The sequence below is a fragment of the Kitasatospora papulosa genome, from assembly GCF_000717245.1.
In the GTDB taxonomy this organism is placed as follows: Bacteria; Actinomycetota; Actinomycetes; order Streptomycetales; family Streptomycetaceae; genus Streptomyces; species Streptomyces papulosus.
Window position 1 is genome coordinate 119,223 of sequence record NZ_JNYQ01000006.1, and the last position, 18,728, is coordinate 137,950.

Below are 18,728 nucleotides of genomic sequence, written 5' to 3' on the forward strand. Positions count from 1 at the left end.
ACCGATGACCGACACCCCTGTGATCGGAGTCCTGGCGCTCCAGGGCGACGTACGGGAACACCTGACCGCCCTCGCCGTGGCGGACGCCCTGGCCAGGCCGGTCAGGCGGCCCGATGAGCTCGCCGAGGTCGACGGGCTCGTCATCCCCGGCGGTGAGTCCACCACGATGTCCAAGCTGGCGGTCCTCTTCGGCATGATGGAGCCGCTGCGCGAGCGGATCGCCTCGGGGATGCCCGTGTACGGCACCTGCGCCGGGATGATCCTGCTGGCCGACAAGATCCTCGACCCCCGCTCCGGTCAGGAGACGGCCGGCGGCATCGACATGATCGTGCGCCGTAACGCCTTCGGGCGGCAGAACGAGTCCTTCGAGGCGGCCGTCGAGATGGACGAGGTCCCGGGCGGACCCGTCGAGGGCGTCTTCATCCGGGCCCCCTGGGTGGAGTCGGTCGGCGCCCGCGCCGAGGTCCTCGCGGTGCACGGCGGACATATCGTGGCCGTACGCCAGGGAAACGCCCTCGCGACGTCGTTCCACCCGGAACTCACCGGGGACCACCGCGTGCACGCGCTCTTCACCGACATGGTGCGCGCCGTGGGCTGACGCGATCCCGGTAGGATCTCTCGGGTTCGGATCGATTTTGGTGACGCGAAGGAGAAGGCAGATGTCCGGCCACTCTAAATGGGCTACGACGAAGCACAAGAAGGCCGTGATCGACGCCAAGCGCGGCAAGCTCTTCGCGAAGATGATCAAAAACATCGAGGTGGCGGCCCGTACGGGCGGCGCCGACGTGTCCGGCAACCCGACCCTCTTCGACGCCATCCAGAAGGCGAAGAAGAGCTCGGTCCCGAACAAGAACATCGACTCGGCGGTCAAGCGCGGCGCCGGCCTCGAGGCCGGCGGCGCCGACTACGAGACGATCATGTACGAAGGCTACGGTCCGAACGGCGTCGCGGTGCTCATCGAGTGCCTCACCGACAACCGCAACCGTGCCGCGTCCGACGTCCGCGTCGCCATGACCCGCAACGGCGGTTCGATGGCGGACCCGGGCTCGGTCTCGTACCTGTTCAACCGCAAGGGCGTCGTGATCGTCCCCAAGGGCGAGCTGTCCGAGGACGACGTGCTCGGTGCCGTGCTGGACGCGGGGGCCGAGGAGGTCAACGACCTCGGTGACACGTTCGAGGTGCTCAGCGAGGCCACCGACATGGTCGCGGTCCGCACGGCGCTGCAGGACGCCTCCATCGACTACGACTCGGCCGAGGCCAACTTCGTCCCGACCATGCAGGTCGAGCTCGACGAGGAGGGCGCGCGCAAGATCTTCAAGCTGATCGACGCGCTGGAGGACAGCGACGACGTGCAGAACGTCTTCGCCAACTTCGACGTCTCCGACGAGGTCATGGAGAAGGTGGACGCCTGAGGGCGGTGCGGCACAGCGACGGGCCGACGGGACACACCCCGTCGGCCCGTCGCATTGTCGGTGCGACCCGATAGCCTGCGGGAACAGGTGACCGAGTGGCGGAGGGGGCCCTTTCGTGCGGGTGTTGGGCGTGGACCCGGGGCTGACCCGGTGCGGTGTCGGAGTCGTCGAGGGCGTGGCCGGCCGGCCGCTCACCATGGTGGGCGTCGGCGTCGTGCGGACCCCGGCCGACGCGGAGCTCGGCCACCGGCTGGTCGCCATCGAGCGGGGCATCGAGCAGTGGCTCGACGAACACCGCCCCGAGTACGTGGCGGTGGAGCGGGTGTTCGCCCAGCACAACGTCCGCACGGTCATGGGCACCGCCCAGGCCAGCGCGGTCGCCATGCTCTGCGCGTCCCGCCGCGGCATCCCCGTCGCCCTGCACACGCCCAGTGAGGTCAAGGCGGCCGTCACCGGATCCGGACGCGCCGACAAGGCGCAGGTCGGGGCGATGGTGACCCGGCTGCTGCGCCTCGACGCACCCCCGAAGCCCGCCGACGCCGCCGACGCCCTCGCCCTCGCCATCTGCCACATCTGGCGCGCACCCGCGCAGAACCGACTGCAGCAGGCCGTCGCCGCACATCGCACGCTGAAAGGCCGTACCGCATGATCGCCTTCGTCTCCGGCCCGGTGGCCGCCCTCGCCCCGACGACAGCCGTGATCGAGGTCGGCGGCATCGGCATGGCCGTCCAGTGCACCCCCGGCACCCTCGCCGGGCTGCGGATCGGCACGGACGCGCGGCTGGCCACCTCGCTCGTGGTCCGGGAGGACTCCCTCACCCTGTACGGCTTCGCGGACGACGACGAGCGGCAGGTCTTCGAACTGCTCCAGACCGCCAGCGGCGTGGGCCCCCGGCTCGCCCAGGCGATGCTCGCCACCCACAGCCCCGACGCCCTGCGCACCGCCGTCGCCACCGGTGACGAGAAGGCCCTCACCGCCGTGTCCGGCATCGGCAAGAAGGGCGCCCAGAAGCTCCTCCTCGAACTCAAGGACCGGCTCGGCGACCCGGTCGGCGCGCGCATCGGGCAGCAGGGCGTCGGCACCCCCGTCAGCTCCTCCTGGCGCGACCAGCTGCAGGCCGCCCTCATCGGCCTCGGCTACGCCACCCGGGAGGCCGACGAGGCGGTGACCGCCGTGACACCGCAGGCCGAGGCGGCGATCGCCGGGGGCGGCCAGGCCCCCGTACCCCAGCTGCTCCGCGCAGCCCTGCAGACGCTCAACCGCGCACGCTGACCCCCGGGGCCCACACGCCCCGCAGGCCGGCCGGACACCGCACCGAACGGCACCGAAACACCCGAGGCGGGACTGACGAGATGAACTGGGACGAGACCGGGCCCGACACCGGCGACCTCACCGACGACCGCCTGGACGACCGCCTGGTCGACGCCGGCGCCGACGGCGAGGACACCGCGGTCGAGGCCGCCCTGCGCCCGAAGGACCTGCACGAATTCGTCGGCCAGGAGAAGGTGCGGGAACAGCTCGACCTCGTCCTGAAGGCCGCCCGCGCGCGGGGCGCCACCGCCGACCACGTCCTGCTCTCCGGCGCCCCCGGCCTGGGCAAGACCACCCTCTCCATGATCATCGCGGCGGAGATGGGCGCCCCGATCCGGATCACCTCGGGCCCCGCCATCCAGCACGCGGGAGACCTCGCCGCCATCCTCTCCTCGCTCCAGGAGGGCGAAGTCCTCTTCCTCGACGAGATCCACCGGATGTCGCGGCCCGCCGAGGAGATGCTCTACATGGCGATGGAGGACTTCCGGGTCGACGTCATCGTCGGAAAGGGCCCCGGCGCCACGGCCATCCCGCTCGAACTGCCGCCCTTCACCCTCGTCGGCGCCACCACCAGGGCGGGACTGCTCCCGCCCCCGCTCCGCGACCGCTTCGGCTTCACCGGCCACATGGAGTTCTACGCCCCCACCGAGCTGGAGCGGGTCATCCACCGCTCCGCCGGACTGCTCGACGTCGCCATAGACACCGCCGGAGCCGCCGAGATCGCCGGACGCTCCCGCGGCACCCCCCGCATCGCCAACCGCCTGCTGCGCCGTGTCCGCGACTACGCCCAGGTCAAGGCCGAGGGTCGGATCGACCGGGACATCGCCGCCGCCGCCCTGCGGGTGTACGAGGTCGACGCCCGGGGACTCGACCGGCTGGACCGGGCGGTGCTCGGCGCCCTGCTCAAGCTCTTCGGCGGGGGCCCCGTCGGGCTCTCCACCCTCGCGGTGGCCGTGGGGGAGGAGCGCGAGACGGTCGAGGAGGTCGCCGAGCCGTTCCTCGTACGGGAAGGGCTGCTCGCCAGGACCCCGCGGGGCAGGGTCGCGACCCCCGCGGCGTGGGCCCACCTCGGCCTCGTTCCTCCGCAGCACGGCGCAAAGAGACAACAGGGCCTGTTCGGGGCGTGACACCGGACGGGTTGGCCAGCAGGGGAACCCCGGTGCCATGCTGGACGTTGTTCCAATGATGCGGACTCGCTTAGACTCCGCCGATGCCGCCCGTACAGGTCGGTGTACCCACCCCCGTAGACCAGGCCGCGTCAATCAGCGTGGTCGTGCGAAGGAAGTTCCGTCCCGTGAGTCTCGTGACCCTCCTCCCCTTCATCGTGCTCATCGGGGCCATGTTCCTGATGACCCGGTCCGCCAAGAAGAAGCAGCAGGCGGCTGCGCAGATGCGCGACGACATGCAGCCCGGCACCGGCGTCCGGACGATCGGGGGCATGTACGCCACCGTCAAGGAGATCCAGGACGACACGGTTCTCCTCGAGGTCGCACCCGGCGTCCACGCCGTCTACGCGAAGAACGCCATCGGCGCCGTCCTCGACGACGCGGAGTACAACCGCATCGTCCACGGCGACGACGAGCTGGAGGGCGAGGCCACGGTCGTCCCCGACGACGCCTCCTCGCTCACCGACGGTGAGTCCGCGCACGACGACGTCGCGAAGATCGACCTGGGCAAGAAGCCCGAGGACGACGCGGCGCCGAAGGACACCGAGGTCAAGGGCTCAGAGGTCAAGGACGCCAAGGCCGACGGCGAGGGCGACGCGAAGTAGTTCCACGATCCCCGGACGCCGGATGCCTACGGGTGTCCGGCGTCTCGCGGGCCGTGGGCCCTTCTGCGGGGTCGGGTCCCCACATCACTCAGTGGCCGCTCGGGCGCGCACCCGGCGCGGGGCGGTTGGACAGGGAGAAACGAAAAGGTGGCAGCACCGAAGAAAGGCCGGGGATCATCCGGTGGACAGGGCAGGCCGGGCCGTGCCCTGGCACTGATCCTCATTGCCATGGTCGCCCTGACCGGCGGGATGTTCCTGTCCGGTCACACCACGCCCCGGCTCGGCATCGACCTGGCCGGCGGCACGTCGATCACCCTCAAGGCGAAGAGCCAGCCCGGCAAGCCTGAGGCGATCAACGAGACCAACATGAACACCGCGGTCAGCATCATCGAACGCCGTGTCAATGGTCTGGGCGTCTCCGAGGCCGAGGTTCAGACCCAGGGCGCATCGAACATCATCGTCAACATCCCCAAGGGGACGAACTCGGCACAGGCCCGGGAGCAGGTCGGTACGACCGCCCAGCTGTACTTCCGGCCCGTCCTCACGGTCGCCGGCGGCGCACCGACGCCCGAGGGTTCCGCGAGCCCGTCCGCCACCGGTTCCGGGAAGCCGAGCGCCACGCCCAGTGCGAAGGCGAGCGACCCGGAGACGGCCTCGGACCCGAAGGCGACGCCCTCGGACGGTGCCACCACCCAGGGCCGTGCCGTCACCGGCGCCCTGAAGAAGGACGCGACGCCGACCCCCTCCGGCGCCTCGGAGTCGGACGCCCCCGCGGCGACCGAGACGCCCGACGCGGCCACCGCGGCGCTCCAGAAGAAGTTCACCGAGCTCGACTGCACCGACAAGGCGGCCCGCGCGGCCGCCGGCGACGGTGTGAAGCCCGAGGACCCGACGGTCGCCTGCAGCTCCGAGGGTGACGCCAAGTACCTGCTCGGCCCGGCCGAGGTCTCCGGCACGGACGTCGACGACGCGAAGGCCCAGTTCGACCAGCAGCGCGGCATCTGGCTCGTCTCCATGGAGTTCACCGACAAGGGCTCCAAGAAGTTCCAGACGATCACCAAGAAGCTCTCGACGCAGCAGTCCCCGGCGAACCAGTTCGCGATCTCCCTCGACGGCGAGGTCGTCTCCGCACCCCAGGTGAACGAGACGCTCAGCGGCAGCGCCGAGATCTCCGGCAGCTTCACCCAGCAGTCGGCGGAGGACCTGGCCAACGTCCTGTCCTACGGCGCGCTCCCGCTGTCCTTCAGCGAGGACACCGTCACCACGGTCACCGCCGCTCTCGGCGGCGAGCAGCTGGAGGCCGGTCTCATCGCCGGCGCCATCGGACTGGCCCTGGTCGTCATCTACCTGGTGGCCTACTACCGCGGCCTGGCGCTCATCGCGCTCCTCAGCCTGGTGGCCTCCGGAATCCTGACCTACACGATCATGGCCCTGCTCGGCCCGGCCATCGGCTTCGCGCTGAACCTCCCGGCCGTCTGCGGCGCGATCGTGGCGATCGGTATCACGGCGGACTCGTTCATCGTCTACTTCGAACGCATCCGGGACGAGATCCGCGAGGGACGCACCCTGCGTCCGGCCGTCGAGCGTGCCTGGCCGCGCGCCCGTCGCACCATCCTCGTGTCCGACTTCGTGTCGTTCCTCGCGGCGGCCGTGCTCTTCCTCGTCACCGTCGGCAAGGTCCAGGGCTTCGCGTTCACGCTCGGTCTCACGACCCTGCTCGACGTCGTCGTGGTGTTCCTCTTCACCAAGCCCGTCATGACGCTGATGGCCCGCACGAAGTTCTTCGGTGGCGGTCACCCGTGGTCCGGCCTGGACCCGAAGCGGCTCGGCGCCAAGCCGCCGCTGCGCCGCTCGCGCCGCGTCAACGCCCGTACCGACCACCCGAAGGAGGCGTGAGATGTCGCGACTCGGCAATCTCGGCGCCCGGCTCTACCGTGGCGAGGTCGGTTACGACTTCATCGGCAAGCGCAAGATCTGGTACGGCGTCTCGATCCTGATCACCATCACGGCCATCCTCGGCCTGGCGGTCAGCGGCCTGAACATGGGCATCGAGTTCAAGGGCGGTGCCGTCTTCACGACCGACACCAAGGCCAAGGTGTCCGTCTCCCAGGCCCACGAGGACGCGGTCGCGGCCTCCGGTCACGAGGCGATCGTCCAGGAGCTCGGCAACGGCGGGCTCCGGATCCAGATCACCGAGGTCGACACCAAGAAGGCCGACCAGATCAAGGCCCAGCTCTCCGAGGACCTCGGCATCCCCGAGGCGAAGATCAACGCGGACCTCGTCGGCCCCAGCTGGGGTGAGCAGATCGCCAACAAGGCGTGGGCCGGCCTCGGCATCTTCATGGTCCTCGTGGTGGTCTACCTGGCCATCGCCTTCGAGTGGCGGATGGCCGTCGCCGCCCTCATCGCGCTGATCCACGACATCACGATCACCGTCGGTGTCTACGCCCTTGTCGGCTTCGAGGTCACCCCCGGCACCGTGATCGGTCTGCTGACGATCCTCGGTTACTCCCTCTACGACACGGTCGTCGTCTTCGACAGCCTCAAGGAGGGCACGCAGGGGATCACCAAGCAGACCCGCTGGACCTACAGCGAGATCGCGAACCGGTCCATCAACGGCACGCTGGTGCGTTCCATCAACACCACCGTCGTCGCGCTGCTGCCGGTCGCCGGTCTGCTGTTCATCGGTGGCGGTGTCCTCGGCGCGGGCATGCTGAACGACATCTCGCTCTCGCTCTTCGTCGGCCTCGCCGCCGGTGCGTACTCCTCCATCTTCATCGCCACCCCGCTGGTCGCCGACCTCAAGGAACGCGAGCCGCAGATAAAGGCACTGAAGAAGCGGATCCTCGCCAAGCGGGCCGCCGCGGCCGCCAAGGGCGAGTCCGCCGAGGACGAGCGTGACGACCTGACGGACGACCTCACCGAGCCCGCGGGTGCCGTCGTCGGTCAGCGCCGTCAGCCGGGCGGGCACGGCCGGACTCCGAGGAACCGCCGATGACCAGCATGAGCGTCACCGACGCGACCCGTGAGCTGCTGCTCAGCCGGATCCGCGACGTACCGGACTATCCGAAGCCCGGAGTGCTGTTCAAGGACATCACTCCGCTGCTCGCGGACCCGGTCGCCTTCACCGCGCTCACCGACTTCTTCGTGGAGCTGTGCGCACGGCACGGCGCCACCAAGGTCGTCGGTCTGGAGGCGCGCGGCTTCATCCTGGCCGCGCCGGTGGCGGTCCGGGCCGGACTCGGGTTCGTCCCCGTGCGCAAGGCCGGGAAGCTGCCCGGCGCCACGCTGGGCCAGGAGTACGAGCTGGAGTACGGCACGGCGGAGATCGAGATCCACGCCGAGGACCTGTCCGCCGACGACCGCGTCATGGTCATCGACGACGTCCTGGCCACCGGCGGCACCGCCGAGGCATCGCTGGAGCTCATCCGGCGGGCCGGTGCACAGGTCGCGGGGGTGTCCGTCCTCATGGAGCTCGGCTTCCTCGCCGGCCGCGACCGGCTCGGCGCAGGGCTGCGGGAAGCCCCGCTGGAGGCCCTGATCACCCTCTGACCTGCGCCGCGTCCGATCGGCCGCGCATAGGGAGGTACAGGACGGGTACCCGGGAACATCCGGGTACCCGTCCTGCGTCGTGAGGGGTTCCACACTCCCCGGGCGAGGTCCTGCCCGGAGGTCGATACCATGGGCTTTCCGGTAGCCCGGATCCGCACGAGGAGCGCTCTTGCCAGACGAGGCCCAGCCAGTCGCCGCCCCGCAGCCCGAAAGGCCCGCTGCGGCCTCCGCCACGCCCGGGGAGACGCAACACGAAGGTCCGGGCGCCTCCGGTTCCGCGGGCGAGCACACGCAGGGCCCGGCCAAGGCTCCGGCCCCCGAGTCGCCCGGCACCCCGGCCGCCCCGGCGACGGCGGCGAAGCCGACGCCCCCTCCCGGGACGAAGGCCGCGCCGTCCTCCGCGACGAAGCCCGCGCCACAGGAGAAGCCCGCCTCCGCGCCCGCGGCGCAGAAGCCTCCGGCCCCCGCCGCCAAGCCCCCGGCCCGGACCTCCGCCACCCCGCCGGCCGCGCCCGCGCGCTCCGGCGGCTCCTCCAGCCGCGTCCGGGCCCGTCTCGCACGACTGGGCGTGCAGCGCTCCAGCCCGTACAACCCGGTGCTCGAACCCCTGCTGCGCACGGTCCGGGGCAACGATCCCAAGATCGAGTCCGCCACCCTGCGCCAGATCGAGCGCGCCTACCAGGTGGCCGAGCGCTGGCACCGCGGTCAGAAGCGCAAGAGCGGCGACCCGTACATCACCCACCCGCTCGCCGTCACCACCATCCTCGCCGAGCTCGGCATGGACCCGGCGACGCTGATGGCCGGGCTGCTCCACGACACCGTGGAGGACACCGAGTACGGCCTGGACACCCTGCGCAAGGACTTCGGCGACCAGGTCGCCCTCCTCGTCGACGGCGTCACCAAGCTCGACAAGGTCAAGTTCGGTGAGGCCGCCCAGGCGGAGACCGTGCGCAAGATGGTCGTCGCCATGGCCAAGGACCCCCGTGTCCTCGTCATCAAGCTCGCCGACCGCCTGCACAACATGCGCACCATGCGCTACCTCAAGCGGGAGAAGCAGGAGAAGAAGGCCCGCGAGACCCTCGAGATCTACGCGCCGCTGGCCCACCGCCTGGGCATGAACACCATCAAGTGGGAGCTGGAGGACCTCGCGTTCGCGATCCTCTACCCCAAGATGTACGACGAGATCGTCCGCCTCGTCGCCGAGCGCGCGCCCAAGCGCGACGAGTACCTCGCCATAGTGACCGACGAGGTGCAGGCGGACCTGCGCGCCGCCCGCATCAAGGCCACCGTCACCGGGCGGCCGAAGCACTACTACAGCGTCTACCAGAAGATGATCGTGCGAGGCCGCGACTTCGCCGAGATCTACGACCTGGTGGGCATCAGGGTCCTCGTCGACACGGTCCGCGACTGCTACGCGGCGCTCGGCACCGTCCACGCCCGGTGGAATCCGGTGCCCGGGCGGTTCAAGGACTACATCGCGATGCCCAAGTTCAACATGTACCAGTCGCTGCACACCACCGTGATCGGTCCCAGCGGCAAGCCCGTCGAACTCCAGATCCGTACCTTCGACATGCACCGCCGCGCCGAGTACGGCATCGCCGCGCACTGGAAGTACAAGCAGGAGGCCGTCGCGGGCGCGTCCAAGGTGCGCACCGACGTCCCCAAGCACGCGGGCGGCCGCGGCCAGGACACCGTCAACGACATGGCGTGGCTGCGCCAGCTCCTGGACTGGCAGAAGGAGACCGAGGACCCCAGCGAGTTCCTGGAGTCCCTGCGCTTCGACCTGTCGCGCAACGAGGTGTTCGTCTTCACGCCGAAGGGCGACGTGATAGCGCTGCCCGCCGGCGCGACGCCGGTCGACTTCGCGTACGCCGTCCACACGGAGGTCGGCCACCGGACCATAGGGGCACGGGTCAACGGACGGCTCGTCCCTCTGGAGTCGACCCTCGACAACGGTGACCTGGTGGAGGTCTTCACCTCCAAGGCGGCGGGCGCCGGGCCTTCCCGTGACTGGCTCCAGTTCGTCAAGTCGCCCCGGGCGCGCAACAAGATCCGCGCGTGGTTCTCCAAGGAGCGGCGCGACGAGGCGATCGAGCAGGGCAAGGACGCCATCGCGCGGGCCATGCGCAAGCAGAACCTGCCGATCCAGCGGATCCTGACCGGCGATTCCCTGGTCACGCTGGCCCACGAGATGCGCTACCCCGACATCTCCTCGCTGTACGCGGCGATCGGGGAAGGGCACGTCGCCGCGGCGGGCGTCGTCCAGAAGCTCGTCCAGGCGCTCGGCGGCGAGGACGCGGCCAACGAGGACCTGGCGGAGAGCTCACCGCCCTCGCACGGGCGCAGCAAGCGCCGGGCCAATGCCGACCCCGGCGTGGTCGTTAAGGGCGTGGAGGACGTCTGGGTCAAGCTGGCCCGCTGCTGCACTCCCGTTCCGGGCGACCCGATCATCGGATTCGTCACCCGGGGCAGCGGTGTCTCCGTGCACCGCGCGGACTGCGTCAACGTCGACTCGCTCTCGCAGCAGCCCGAGCGGATCCTCGACGTCGAGTGGGCGCCCACGCAGTCGTCCGTCTTCCTGGTGGCCATCCAGGTGGAGGCGCTCGACCGGTCGCGGCTGCTCTCCGACGTCACCCGCGTGCTGTCCGACCAGCACGTGAACATCCTGTCGGCGGCCGTGCAGACCTCCCGCGACCGGGTGGCCACCTCGCGGTTCACCTTCGAGATGGGCGACCCCAAGCACCTGGGACACGTCCTGAAGGCCGTGCGCGGCGTGGAGGGCGTCTACGACGTCTACCGGGTCACCTCGGCGCGCAGGCCTTGAGGACGCCGTGTCCGGCAGGCGGGGAGCCTGCCGGACACGGCGTCCTCGACCACCCACGCGTCGCGCACCGGCCGTAGGCAGGAGTGAGCCCGGTGCCGGCACCTGCGAGCGTGCCGACAGGGAGATCATCGCGCCCGGGTCCGACCACCACCGGCGCCGTACCTCTGGTCGCCTTACGCACACGAGGGGGGCTCCCGTACGGGAGCCCCCCTCGTGTCGGACGGTTCGTCCGGATCAGCCGCCGAACTCCTCCAGGCCCTTCAGGGCCTGGTCCAGCAGGGCCTGACGGCCCTCGAGCTCCCGGGAGAGCTTGTCGGCCCGGGCGTTGTTGCCCGAGGCGCGCGCCGTGTCGATCTGCGTGCGCAGCTTGTCGACGGCCGCCTGGAGCTGACCCGTCAGACCCGCGGCACGTGCCCGTGCCTCCGGGTTCGTCCGGCGCCACTCGGACTCCTCGGCCTCCTGCAGCGCCCGCTCCACGGCCTGCACCCGGCCCTCGACCTTCGGACGGGCGTCACGCGGGACGTGGCCGATGGCCTCCCAGCGCTCGTTGATGGAACGGAACGCGGCCCTGGCCGCCTTCAGGTCCTTCACCGGCACCAGCTTCTCGGCCTCGGTGGCGAGCTCCTCCTTGAGCTTGAGGTTCTCGCCCTGCTCCGCGTCCCGCTCGGCGAAGACACCGCTGCGGGCACCGAAGAAGACGTCCTGGGCGCCGCGGAAGCGGTTCCACAGCTCGTCCTCGGCCTCGCGCTGGGCGCGGCCCGCGGCCTTCCACTCGGTCATCAGGTCGCGGTAACGCGCGGCCGTCGCACCCCAGTCGGTCGAGCCGGAGAGCGACTCGGCCTCGGTGACCAGCCTCTCCTTGACCTTGCGGGCGTCCTCGCGCTGGGCGTCCAACGCGGCGAAATGGGCCTTGCGCCGCTTGGAGAAGGCGGAACGGGCGTGCGAGAAGCGGTGCCACAGCTCGTCATCGGACTTGCGGTCCAGACGAGGCAGCCCCTTCCACGTGTCGACGAGCGCCCTCAGACGCTCACCCGCCGACCGCCACTGCTCGCTCTGCGCCAGTTCCTCGGCCTCGACGACGAGCGCCTCCTTGGCCTGACGGGCCTCGTCGGTCTGCTTCGCCTTCTGGACCTTGCGCTCCTCGCGCCGCGAGTCGACCGTCGCGACGAGCGCGTCCAGCCGCTTGCCGAGCGCGGCGAGATCGCCGACGGCGTGGTGCTCGTCCACCTGCTGACGCAGGTGGTCGATCGCCGCCGTGGCGTCCTTCGCCGACAGGTCGGTGGTCTTCACCCGCCGCTCGAGGAGGCCGATCTCGACCACCAGGCCCTCGTACTTGCGCTCGAAATAGGCCAGTGCCTCCTCGGGGGTACCGGCCTGCCACGATCCGACGACCTGCTCGCCCTCGGCCGTACGCACGTACACGGTGCCCGTCTCGTCGACACGGCCCCACGGGTCGCTGCTCACAGCGCCTCCTCCACCTGATGCATCGAGGGGGTTCGCCCCCCGTGCATCGTCCACAGTTTCCTGCGGCGGGCAGCGCCCGCCCTGCACAACGCCAATCTAGGCGACCGGCCACCCGGCTGTCCGCACTCAGCGCGGCTGAAATTCTTCGGTGCGCTCCGGGAACGCCCCGCCGGACGGCCGCGTGCGGGTCACGCCTTGTCGACCGTCACCTTCTCGACCGTGACGGCCTTCTTCGGAGCACCGTCACCCGCCCCCTCGGCGACGCCCGCCTTCGCGACCTTCTCGACCGCCTTCAGGCCCGCGTCGTCCATGGTGCCGAACGGCGTGTAGCTGGGCGGCAGTTTGGTGTCCTTGTAGACGAGGAAGAACTGGCTGCCGCCCGTTCCCGGCTGGCCGGTGTTCGCCATCGCGACGGTGCCCGCGGGGTACGTCACCGAGCCGTCGTCGCCCGCCTTGCCCAGCGCGGTCAGATTCTCGTCCGGGATCGTGTAGCCGGGACCGCCCGTGCCGTCACCCTTGGGGTCGCCGCACTGGAGGACGAAGATGCCCTCGGTGGTCAGCCGGTGACACTTGGTGTCGTCGAAGTACCCCTTGTCCGCCAGGGCCTTGAAGGAGTTCGTCGTGTGCGGGGTCTTCGACGCGTCCATCGCGATGCCGATGTCACCCTGGCTCGTCTTGAGCGACATGGTGTACTCGGCCTTCTTGTCGATCTTCATCGCGGGTTCGGGAGCGCTGCTCTCGCTCTCCGAGGGCGAAGCCGACGGGCTCGCGCTCGCGGCGGCGTCCGCGGAGTTCTTCGTGTCGTCCCCGCCGCGCGCGAGGTACGCGCCCACGCCGATGACCGCGACCACGGCCACCGACGAGGCGATGATCACCGTGAGACGCCTGGTCCTCCGGCGCGCTTCCTCCCGGCGCTGCTGCTGCCGCTCGAACTTCTCCCGGGCGAGCTGCCGTCGCCGCTGATCGCTGCTGACCACCGGATGGTCTCCTTGTGCGTCGTGTGATCGGACCTGGAATGCCCGTACGGTATATGGGTTAGCTGTGGAATGAGGAGCGCCGGTAGTCTCTGGTCTGCCGCATCACCCTCCGCGGCCCTCCTCGTCGGACGAAAAACTAAGGACGATCGTGCTCATTGCCGGGTTCCCCGCCGGGGCCTGGGGGACCAACTGCTACCTGGTCGCCCCTGCCGCAGGCGAGGAGTGCGTGATCATCGACCCGGGCCACCAGGCCGCGCAGGGCGTCGAGGAAACGCTGAAGAAGCATCGGCTCAAGCCCGTCGCCGTCGTCCTCACCCACGGCCACATCGATCACGTCGCCTCCGTGGTTCCCGTGTGCGGGGCCCACGACGTCCCCGCCTGGATCCACCCCGAGGACCGCTACATGATGAGCGACCCGGAGAAGGCGCTGGGACGCTCCATCGGGATGCCGCTGATGGGCGAGCTGACCGTCGGCGAGCCGGACGACGTGAAGGAACTGTCCGACGGCGCGGCGCTGAAGCTCGCGGGCATGGAGTTCGGCGTCGCGCACGCACCGGGCCATACGAAGGGGTCGGTGACGTTCCGGATGCCCGAGGTCGCGGACGTCCCGCAGATCCTCTTCTCGGGCGACCTGCTCTTCGCCGGCTCCGTCGGACGCACCGACATGCCCGGTGGCGACCACGCCGAGCTGCTCGCGTCGCTGGCCCGTGTGTGCCTGCCGCTCGACGACTCGACCGTGGTGCTGTCCGGCCACGGCCCCCAGACGACCATCGGCCGCGAGCGCGCCTCCAATCCGTACCTGCACGGACTGGACGCGCCCCGCCGAGGAATGTGACGAGAGAAAAAACCTGTGAGCACCTTCCAGGCCCCCAAGGGCACGTACGACCTGACCCCGCCCCGCTCCGCGAAGTTCCTCGCGGTGCGTGAGGCGATCTCCTCGCCCCTGAAGAACTCCGGCTACGGGTACATCGAGACCCCCGGCTTCGAGGACGTCGCCCTGTTCGCCCGGGGCGTCGGCGAGTCCACCGACATCGTGTCCAAGGAGATGTACGCCTTCGAGACCAAGGGCGGCGACAAGCTCGCGCTGCGTCCCGAGGGCACCGCGTCCGTGCTGCGCGCCGCGCTGGAGGCCAACCTCCACAAGGTCGGCAACCTCCCCGTCAAGCTCTGGTACTCGGGTTCGTACTATCGCTACGAGCGCCCGCAGGCGGGCCGTTACCGCCACTTCTCGCAGGTGGGCGCCGAGGCCATCGGCACGGAGGACCCCGCGCTCGACGCCGAGCTGATCATCCTCGCCGACCAGGCGTACCGCTCGCTCGGCCTCACGCAGTTCCGCATCCTGCTGAACTCGCTGGGCGACAAGGAGTGCCGCCCCGTCTACCGCGAGGCGCTCCAGACGTTCCTGCGGGACCTCGACCTCGACGAGGAGACCCGCCGGCGCATCGAGATCAACCCGCTGCGGGTCCTCGACGACAAGCGGGCCGACGTCCAGAAGCAGCTGACCGGCGCCCCGATGCTGCGCGACTTCCTCTGCGACGCCTGCAAGGCGTACCACGAGGAGGTCCGCGACCTGCTGACGGCGGCGGGCGTCGCGTTCGAGGACGACGAGAAGCTGGTCCGCGGCCTCGACTACTACACCCGCACGACCTTCGAGTTCGTCCACGACGGTCTGGGCTCCCAGTCCGCGGTGGGCGGCGGCGGGCGCTACGACGGCCTCTCCGAGATGATCGGCGGCCCCGCGCTGCCGTCCGTCGGCTGGGCCCTCGGCGTGGACCGCACGGTGCTCGCCCTGGAGGCGGAGGGCATCGAGCTCGACATCCCCGCCTCGACCAGCGTCTACGCGGTGCCGCTCGGCGAGGAGGCGCGGCGCGTGCTCTTCGGCCTCGTCACCGAACTGCGCAAGGCCGGCGTCGCGACGGACTTCGCCTTCGGCGGCCGCGGCCTCAAGGGCGCCATGAAGAGCGCGAACCGCTCCGGCGCCCGCTACACGGTCGTCGCCGGGGAGCGGGACCTCGCCGAGGGCGACGTCCAGCTCAAGGACATGGAGTCCGGCGAGCAGGAAGCGGTGGCGGTCGGTGACCTGGTGGCCGTGATCCAGGCGAAGCTCGCCTGAGCCGACGGCCCGTCCGCCTGTGCCCGCCCGGCCCGTCCGGGCGGGCACAGGCGCGTCCAGGTGGTGTCCGCGCGGTCCGGGAGCGGGCTGCGTCAATCCGGTGCGAGCGAATTCATCCTGTGAGATGGCCTCGATCGGGGAACGCCTCCGGCTGCCCGCGGCGGTGGGGTCCGTCCCCCCGCGTCCCAGCGCTCACGAGGGACCCACGGGCCCCGCCGGGGGACGCGAGCCGCAGGTCGGGGCCGCCGCACCGGCCGCGGGCGGTCAGGGCGCCCGCCCGGTCCGCGCGGGCCGGCCGCGCGCCCGGGCCGGTGGCGCGGGCCTGGCGGAGCACCGGGCCGAGGACCCCTGCCGGGAACACCTTTATGCGCATCGAACGGATGGCCGTGACGGTGGTGCGGCACAATGACGATGCCCGGCTGGCTACTCAGTGATGGAACGGCGATATGACGATGGCAGCGGTAGACCACTCCTCCTCGCGGCAGGAAGAGGACAACGGCGCGAAGACCTTCGGCGGCAGTCGCGCGCTCGCCCTGCTGCTGGTGATCACGGGAGCGGCCGGGCTGCTCGCCGCCTGGGTGATCACGATCGACAAGTTCAAGCTGCTCGAGGACCCGAGCTTCACCCCGGGCTGCAGCCTGAACCCGGTGGTCGCGTGCGGCAACATCATGAAGAGCGAGCAGGCGTCCGCCTTCGGCTTCCCCAACCCGATGCTCGGCATCGCCACCTACTCGGTGGTCATCGGCATCGGCATGGCGCTCCTCGCCGGTGCCCGCTTCCGCGCCTGGTACTGGCTGGGCCTCAACGCGGGCACCCTGTTCGGCGTCGGCTTCTGCACCTGGCTGCAGTACCAGTCGCTGTACAACATCAACTCGCTGTGCCTGTGGTGCTGCCTGGCCTGGGTCGCCACGATCTTCATGTTCTGCTACGTCACCACGCACAACGTCAGGCACGGCATCCTGCCCGCACCCGCCTGGCTGCGGAACGCGCTCACCGAGTTCCACTGGGTGCCGCCGGTGCTCTGGATCGGGATCATCGGCATGCTGATCCTGACCCGCTGGTGGGACTTCTGGACCAGCTGACGCCCAAGGCGGTCCTGTCGGTGGGGTGACATAGGCTTTCCCGCGTGGAGCCCGACCTCTTTACCGCAGCAGCCGAAGACCGCCAGGAGAAGGACCCGTCCAGCAGCCCCCTCGCTGTCCGGATGCGTCCCCGCACCCTGGACGAGGTCGTCGGCCAGCAGCATCTGCTCAAGCCGGGCTCCCCGCTCCGCCGCCTCGTCGGTGAGGGCGGCGGAGGACCCGCCGGACCGTCGTCGGTGATCCTCTGGGGCCCGCCCGGCACCGGGAAGACGACCCTCGCGTACGTGGTCAGCAAGGCCACCAACAAGCGCTTCGTGGAGCTCTCCGCGATCACCGCGGGCGTCAAGGAGGTCCGGGCGGTCATCGAGGGCGCGCGCCGCGCCACCGGCGGCTTCGGCAAGGAGACCGTCCTCTTCCTCGACGAGATCCACCGGTTCTCCAAGGCCCAGCAGGACTCGCTGCTGCCGGCCGTGGAGAACCGCTGGGTCACGCTCATCGCGGCCACCACGGAGAATCCGTACTTCTCGATCATCTCCCCCCTGCTGTCGCGCTCCCTGCTGCTCACGCTGGAGCCCCTCGGCGACGACGACCTGCGGGCCCTGCTGCGCCGGGCCGTGACCGACGAGCGGGGGCTGGCCGGAGCCGTCACCCTTCCCGAGGACGCCGAGGCGCACCTGCTGCGGATCGCGGGGGGAGACGCCCGGCGGGTGCTGACCGCGCTCGAGGCCGCCGCGGGGGCGGCACTCTCCAAGCACGAGGACGAGATCACGCTGGAGACGCTCGAGGAGACCGTCGACCGCGCCGCCGTGAAGTACGACCGTGACGGCGACCAGCACTACGACGTGGCGAGCGCCCTGATCAAGTCGATCCGCGGATCCGACGTGGACGCCGCACTCCACTACCTGGCCCGGATGATCGAGGCGGGGGAGGACCCGCGCTTCATCGCGAGGCGGCTGATGATCTCCGCCAGCGAGGACATCGGGCTCGCCGACCCTACGGCGCTGCCCACAGCGGTGGCGGCGGCCCAGGCGGTCGCGATGATCGGCTTCCCCGAGGCGGCGCTCACCCTCAGCCATGCCACGATCGCGCTGGCGCTCGCCCCCAAGTCGAACGCGGCGACGCTGGCGATCTCCGCCGCGCAGGAGGACGTGCGCCGGGGACTGGCGGGCCCGGTCCCGGCCCACCTGCGCGACGGCCACTACAAGGGCGCCGCCAAGCTCGGCCACGCCCAGGGGTACGTCTACCCGCACGACGTCCCGGGCGGGATCGCCGCCCAGGAGTACGCCCCGGACGCCGTCCGCGGCAGGCGCTACTACGAACCCACCCGGTACGGCGCGGAGGCGCGCTACGCCGACGTGGCGGAGCGGGTCCGTGAGCGGCTGGGCCGCGGGGAGCCGAGCGGTCCCGCGGCCTCGTGACGGCGGCCGCTCAGCAGGCCGCCGCCTCGAAGAGGATGTGCATCGCCCGGCGGAGCTCGCCGATGTCCCGTACGGGATCGGGGAATTCGAACCGGGCGTCGAAGCAGGCGTCGCCGTCCTCGACGAACCGCACCCGCAGGCCGAACCGGTCGACGGAGACCGGGACGGCGTCGAGCCGGTGCTCGGCGCAGCCGCACTCGCCCCGGTCGCCCAGCAAGGCGGACAAGGAGGCCATCTGCTCGCGGTGCGCGGCGTGCAGATGCTGGAGCAGCTCGGCCTCGTGCGCGACCAGCGGGTCGGCGACGGCGTCCCGGAAGTCCTCCGGCTCCACCTCCTCGAAGCCCCACAGGTCGTCCACCGACGCCTCCCCGGTCTCCAGCCGGAGCATCGTCCGGCCGGGCTGTGCGAGCCCCGGCACGGCGGTGAGCCAGCCGGCGACCCTGGCGCGTCCGCGGATGCGGTGGGGGACGGAGACCGGAGCGACGTCGGTGATCTCCAGCACAGCGGTCAGCTCGTCGCCCTGGGCGCGCGTCGCGGCCCGTACGACCGGGGAACCGGAGGGGAAGCCGAGGAACAGGTCCCCCTCGGGACCGATGCTCCTGCTGTCGGGCATCAGCTGGTCCGGGTGGATGACCGACAGCCCGGGTACGAGCAGCACCGCGGAGCAGGTACTCTGTACGAGAGTTCGTGTGCGCTCGGCTGCTGACGGCATCCGAGTGTTTTCAAGCCCGCTGGGACGCGGCTGACCACGATCAGATCGGCCTTCCGTCGTTACGGCACCTTTGTGTGTGCCGTCGCTGTCTG

17 protein-coding genes are annotated in these 18,728 nt (G+C 70.7%); 14 read left to right on the forward strand and 3 right to left on the reverse strand.

All coding sequences use genetic code 11. From position 1 onward, the window contains the following. The first annotated feature begins 4 nt into the window (after positions 1-4). From pdxT to IA22_RS0119450, 10 genes are all read left to right on the forward strand, one after another. Positions 5-598: a pyridoxal 5'-phosphate synthase glutaminase subunit PdxT gene (gene pdxT, locus IA22_RS0119405; RefSeq protein WP_014157345.1), complete on the forward strand. Its 594-nt coding sequence runs from the start codon at positions 5-7 to the stop codon at positions 596-598. A 61-nt stretch (positions 599-659) separates the two neighbouring features. Next, entirely contained in the window at positions 660-1,412 is a 753-nt protein-coding gene (locus IA22_RS0119410; protein ID WP_014157346.1) for a YebC/PmpR family DNA-binding transcriptional regulator, read from the forward strand. A 115-nt stretch (positions 1,413-1,527) separates the two neighbouring features. After that, positions 1,528-2,061: a crossover junction endodeoxyribonuclease RuvC gene (ruvC, locus tag IA22_RS0119415; protein WP_014157347.1), complete on the forward strand. Its 534-nt coding sequence runs from the start codon at positions 1,528-1,530 to the stop codon at positions 2,059-2,061. Beyond that, positions 2,058-2,684, forward strand: coding sequence for a Holliday junction branch migration protein RuvA (ruvA, locus tag IA22_RS0119420; RefSeq protein ID WP_014157348.1), 627 nt, complete (start codon positions 2,058-2,060; stop codon positions 2,682-2,684). The genes ruvC and ruvA overlap by 4 nt, the downstream gene beginning before the upstream one ends. An 80-nt stretch (positions 2,685-2,764) precedes the next feature. After that, on the forward strand, positions 2,765-3,850 hold the full coding sequence (gene ruvB / locus IA22_RS0119425) for a Holliday junction branch migration DNA helicase RuvB (RefSeq protein ID WP_030124298.1): 1,086 nt from the start codon (positions 2,765-2,767) through the stop codon (positions 3,848-3,850). 167 nt (positions 3,851-4,017) lie between these two features. Next, positions 4,018-4,494, forward strand: coding sequence for a preprotein translocase subunit YajC (gene yajC, locus IA22_RS0119430; protein WP_014157350.1), 477 nt, complete (start codon positions 4,018-4,020; stop codon positions 4,492-4,494). Between the two features lie 147 nt (positions 4,495-4,641). Then, positions 4,642-6,390 (forward strand): protein translocase subunit SecD, encoded by a 1,749-nt coding sequence (gene secD, locus IA22_RS0119435; RefSeq protein ID WP_014157351.1) that lies wholly within the window; start codon positions 4,642-4,644, stop codon positions 6,388-6,390. A gap of 1 nt (position 6,391) precedes the next feature. After that, positions 6,392-7,492, forward strand: coding sequence for a protein translocase subunit SecF (gene secF, locus IA22_RS0119440; RefSeq protein ID WP_014157352.1), 1,101 nt, complete (start codon positions 6,392-6,394; stop codon positions 7,490-7,492). Further along, a complete protein-coding gene (locus tag IA22_RS0119445) occupies positions 7,489-8,046 on the forward strand; it encodes an adenine phosphoribosyltransferase (RefSeq protein ID WP_030124299.1) in 558 nt (185 codons plus the stop codon). The genes secF and IA22_RS0119445 overlap by 4 nt, the downstream gene beginning before the upstream one ends. Positions 8,047-8,215: 169 nt before the next feature. Then, entirely contained in the window at positions 8,216-10,870 is a 2,655-nt protein-coding gene (locus IA22_RS0119450; RefSeq protein WP_030124300.1) for a RelA/SpoT family protein, read from the forward strand. 234 nt (positions 10,871-11,104) lie between these two features. Here the strand turns inward: IA22_RS0119450 and IA22_RS0119455 are convergent, their stop codons facing one another. Then, positions 11,105-12,334 (reverse strand): DUF349 domain-containing protein, encoded by a 1,230-nt coding sequence (locus tag IA22_RS0119455; protein ID WP_015576395.1) that lies wholly within the window; start codon positions 12,332-12,334, stop codon positions 11,105-11,107. A 188-nt stretch (positions 12,335-12,522) separates the two neighbouring features. After that, positions 12,523-13,311 carry a peptidylprolyl isomerase gene (locus IA22_RS0119460; RefSeq protein ID WP_015576394.1) on the reverse strand — a complete coding sequence of 263 codons (789 nt, stop codon included), beginning with the start codon at positions 13,309-13,311 and terminating at the stop codon, positions 12,523-12,525. A 148-nt stretch (positions 13,312-13,459) separates the two neighbouring features. Between IA22_RS0119460 and IA22_RS0119465 the strand changes: the two genes are divergently transcribed. From IA22_RS0119465 to IA22_RS0119480, 4 genes are all read left to right on the forward strand, one after another. Further along, positions 13,460-14,146: an MBL fold metallo-hydrolase gene (locus IA22_RS0119465; protein ID WP_015576393.1), complete on the forward strand. Its 687-nt coding sequence runs from the start codon at positions 13,460-13,462 to the stop codon at positions 14,144-14,146. Positions 14,147-14,161: 15 nt separating this feature from the next. Next, positions 14,162-15,424 carry a histidine--tRNA ligase gene (hisS, locus tag IA22_RS0119470; RefSeq protein WP_030124301.1) on the forward strand — a complete coding sequence of 421 codons (1,263 nt, stop codon included), beginning with the start codon at positions 14,162-14,164 and terminating at the stop codon, positions 15,422-15,424. A gap of 446 nt (positions 15,425-15,870) precedes the next feature. Then, positions 15,871-16,506 carry a vitamin K epoxide reductase family protein gene (locus IA22_RS0119475; RefSeq protein ID WP_015576392.1) on the forward strand — a complete coding sequence of 212 codons (636 nt, stop codon included), beginning with the start codon at positions 15,871-15,873 and terminating at the stop codon, positions 16,504-16,506. Positions 16,507-16,550: 44 nt separating this feature from the next. Next, complete coding sequence (locus IA22_RS0119480; protein WP_014157360.1) at positions 16,551-17,924, forward strand: replication-associated recombination protein A; 1,374 nt, start codon at positions 16,551-16,553, stop codon at positions 17,922-17,924. Between the two features lie 10 nt (positions 17,925-17,934). On the opposite strand, the gene IA22_RS0119485 is transcribed toward IA22_RS0119480, so the two are convergent. Continuing rightward, positions 17,935-18,636 carry a DUF2470 domain-containing protein gene (locus tag IA22_RS0119485; RefSeq protein ID WP_030124302.1) on the reverse strand — a complete coding sequence of 234 codons (702 nt, stop codon included), beginning with the start codon at positions 18,634-18,636 and terminating at the stop codon, positions 17,935-17,937. Between the last annotated feature and the right edge of the window lie 92 nt (positions 18,637-18,728).

Excerpts from the sequence above, each read along its gene's own strand:
- pdxT (WP_014157345.1), top strand. The coding sequence starts at position 5 with ATGACCGACACCCCTGTGATCGGAGTCCTGGCGCTCCAGGGCGACGTA.
- IA22_RS0119410 (WP_014157346.1), top strand. The coding sequence starts at position 660 with ATGTCCGGCCACTCTAAATGGGCTACGACGAAGCACAAGAAGGCCGTG.
- ruvA (WP_014157348.1), top strand. The coding sequence starts at position 2,058 with ATGATCGCCTTCGTCTCCGGCCCGGTGGCCGCCCTCGCCCCGACGACA.
- ruvB (WP_030124298.1), top strand. The coding sequence starts at position 2,765 with ATGAACTGGGACGAGACCGGGCCCGACACCGGCGACCTCACCGACGAC.
- secF (WP_014157352.1), top strand. The coding sequence starts at position 6,392 with ATGTCGCGACTCGGCAATCTCGGCGCCCGGCTCTACCGTGGCGAGGTC.
- IA22_RS0119445 (WP_030124299.1), top strand. The coding sequence starts at position 7,489 with ATGACCAGCATGAGCGTCACCGACGCGACCCGTGAGCTGCTGCTCAGC.
- IA22_RS0119475 (WP_015576392.1), top strand. The coding sequence starts at position 15,871 with ATGACGATGGCAGCGGTAGACCACTCCTCCTCGCGGCAGGAAGAGGAC.
- IA22_RS0119485 (WP_030124302.1), bottom strand. The coding sequence starts at position 18,636 with ATGCCGTCAGCAGCCGAGCGCACACGAACTCTCGTACAGAGTACCTGC.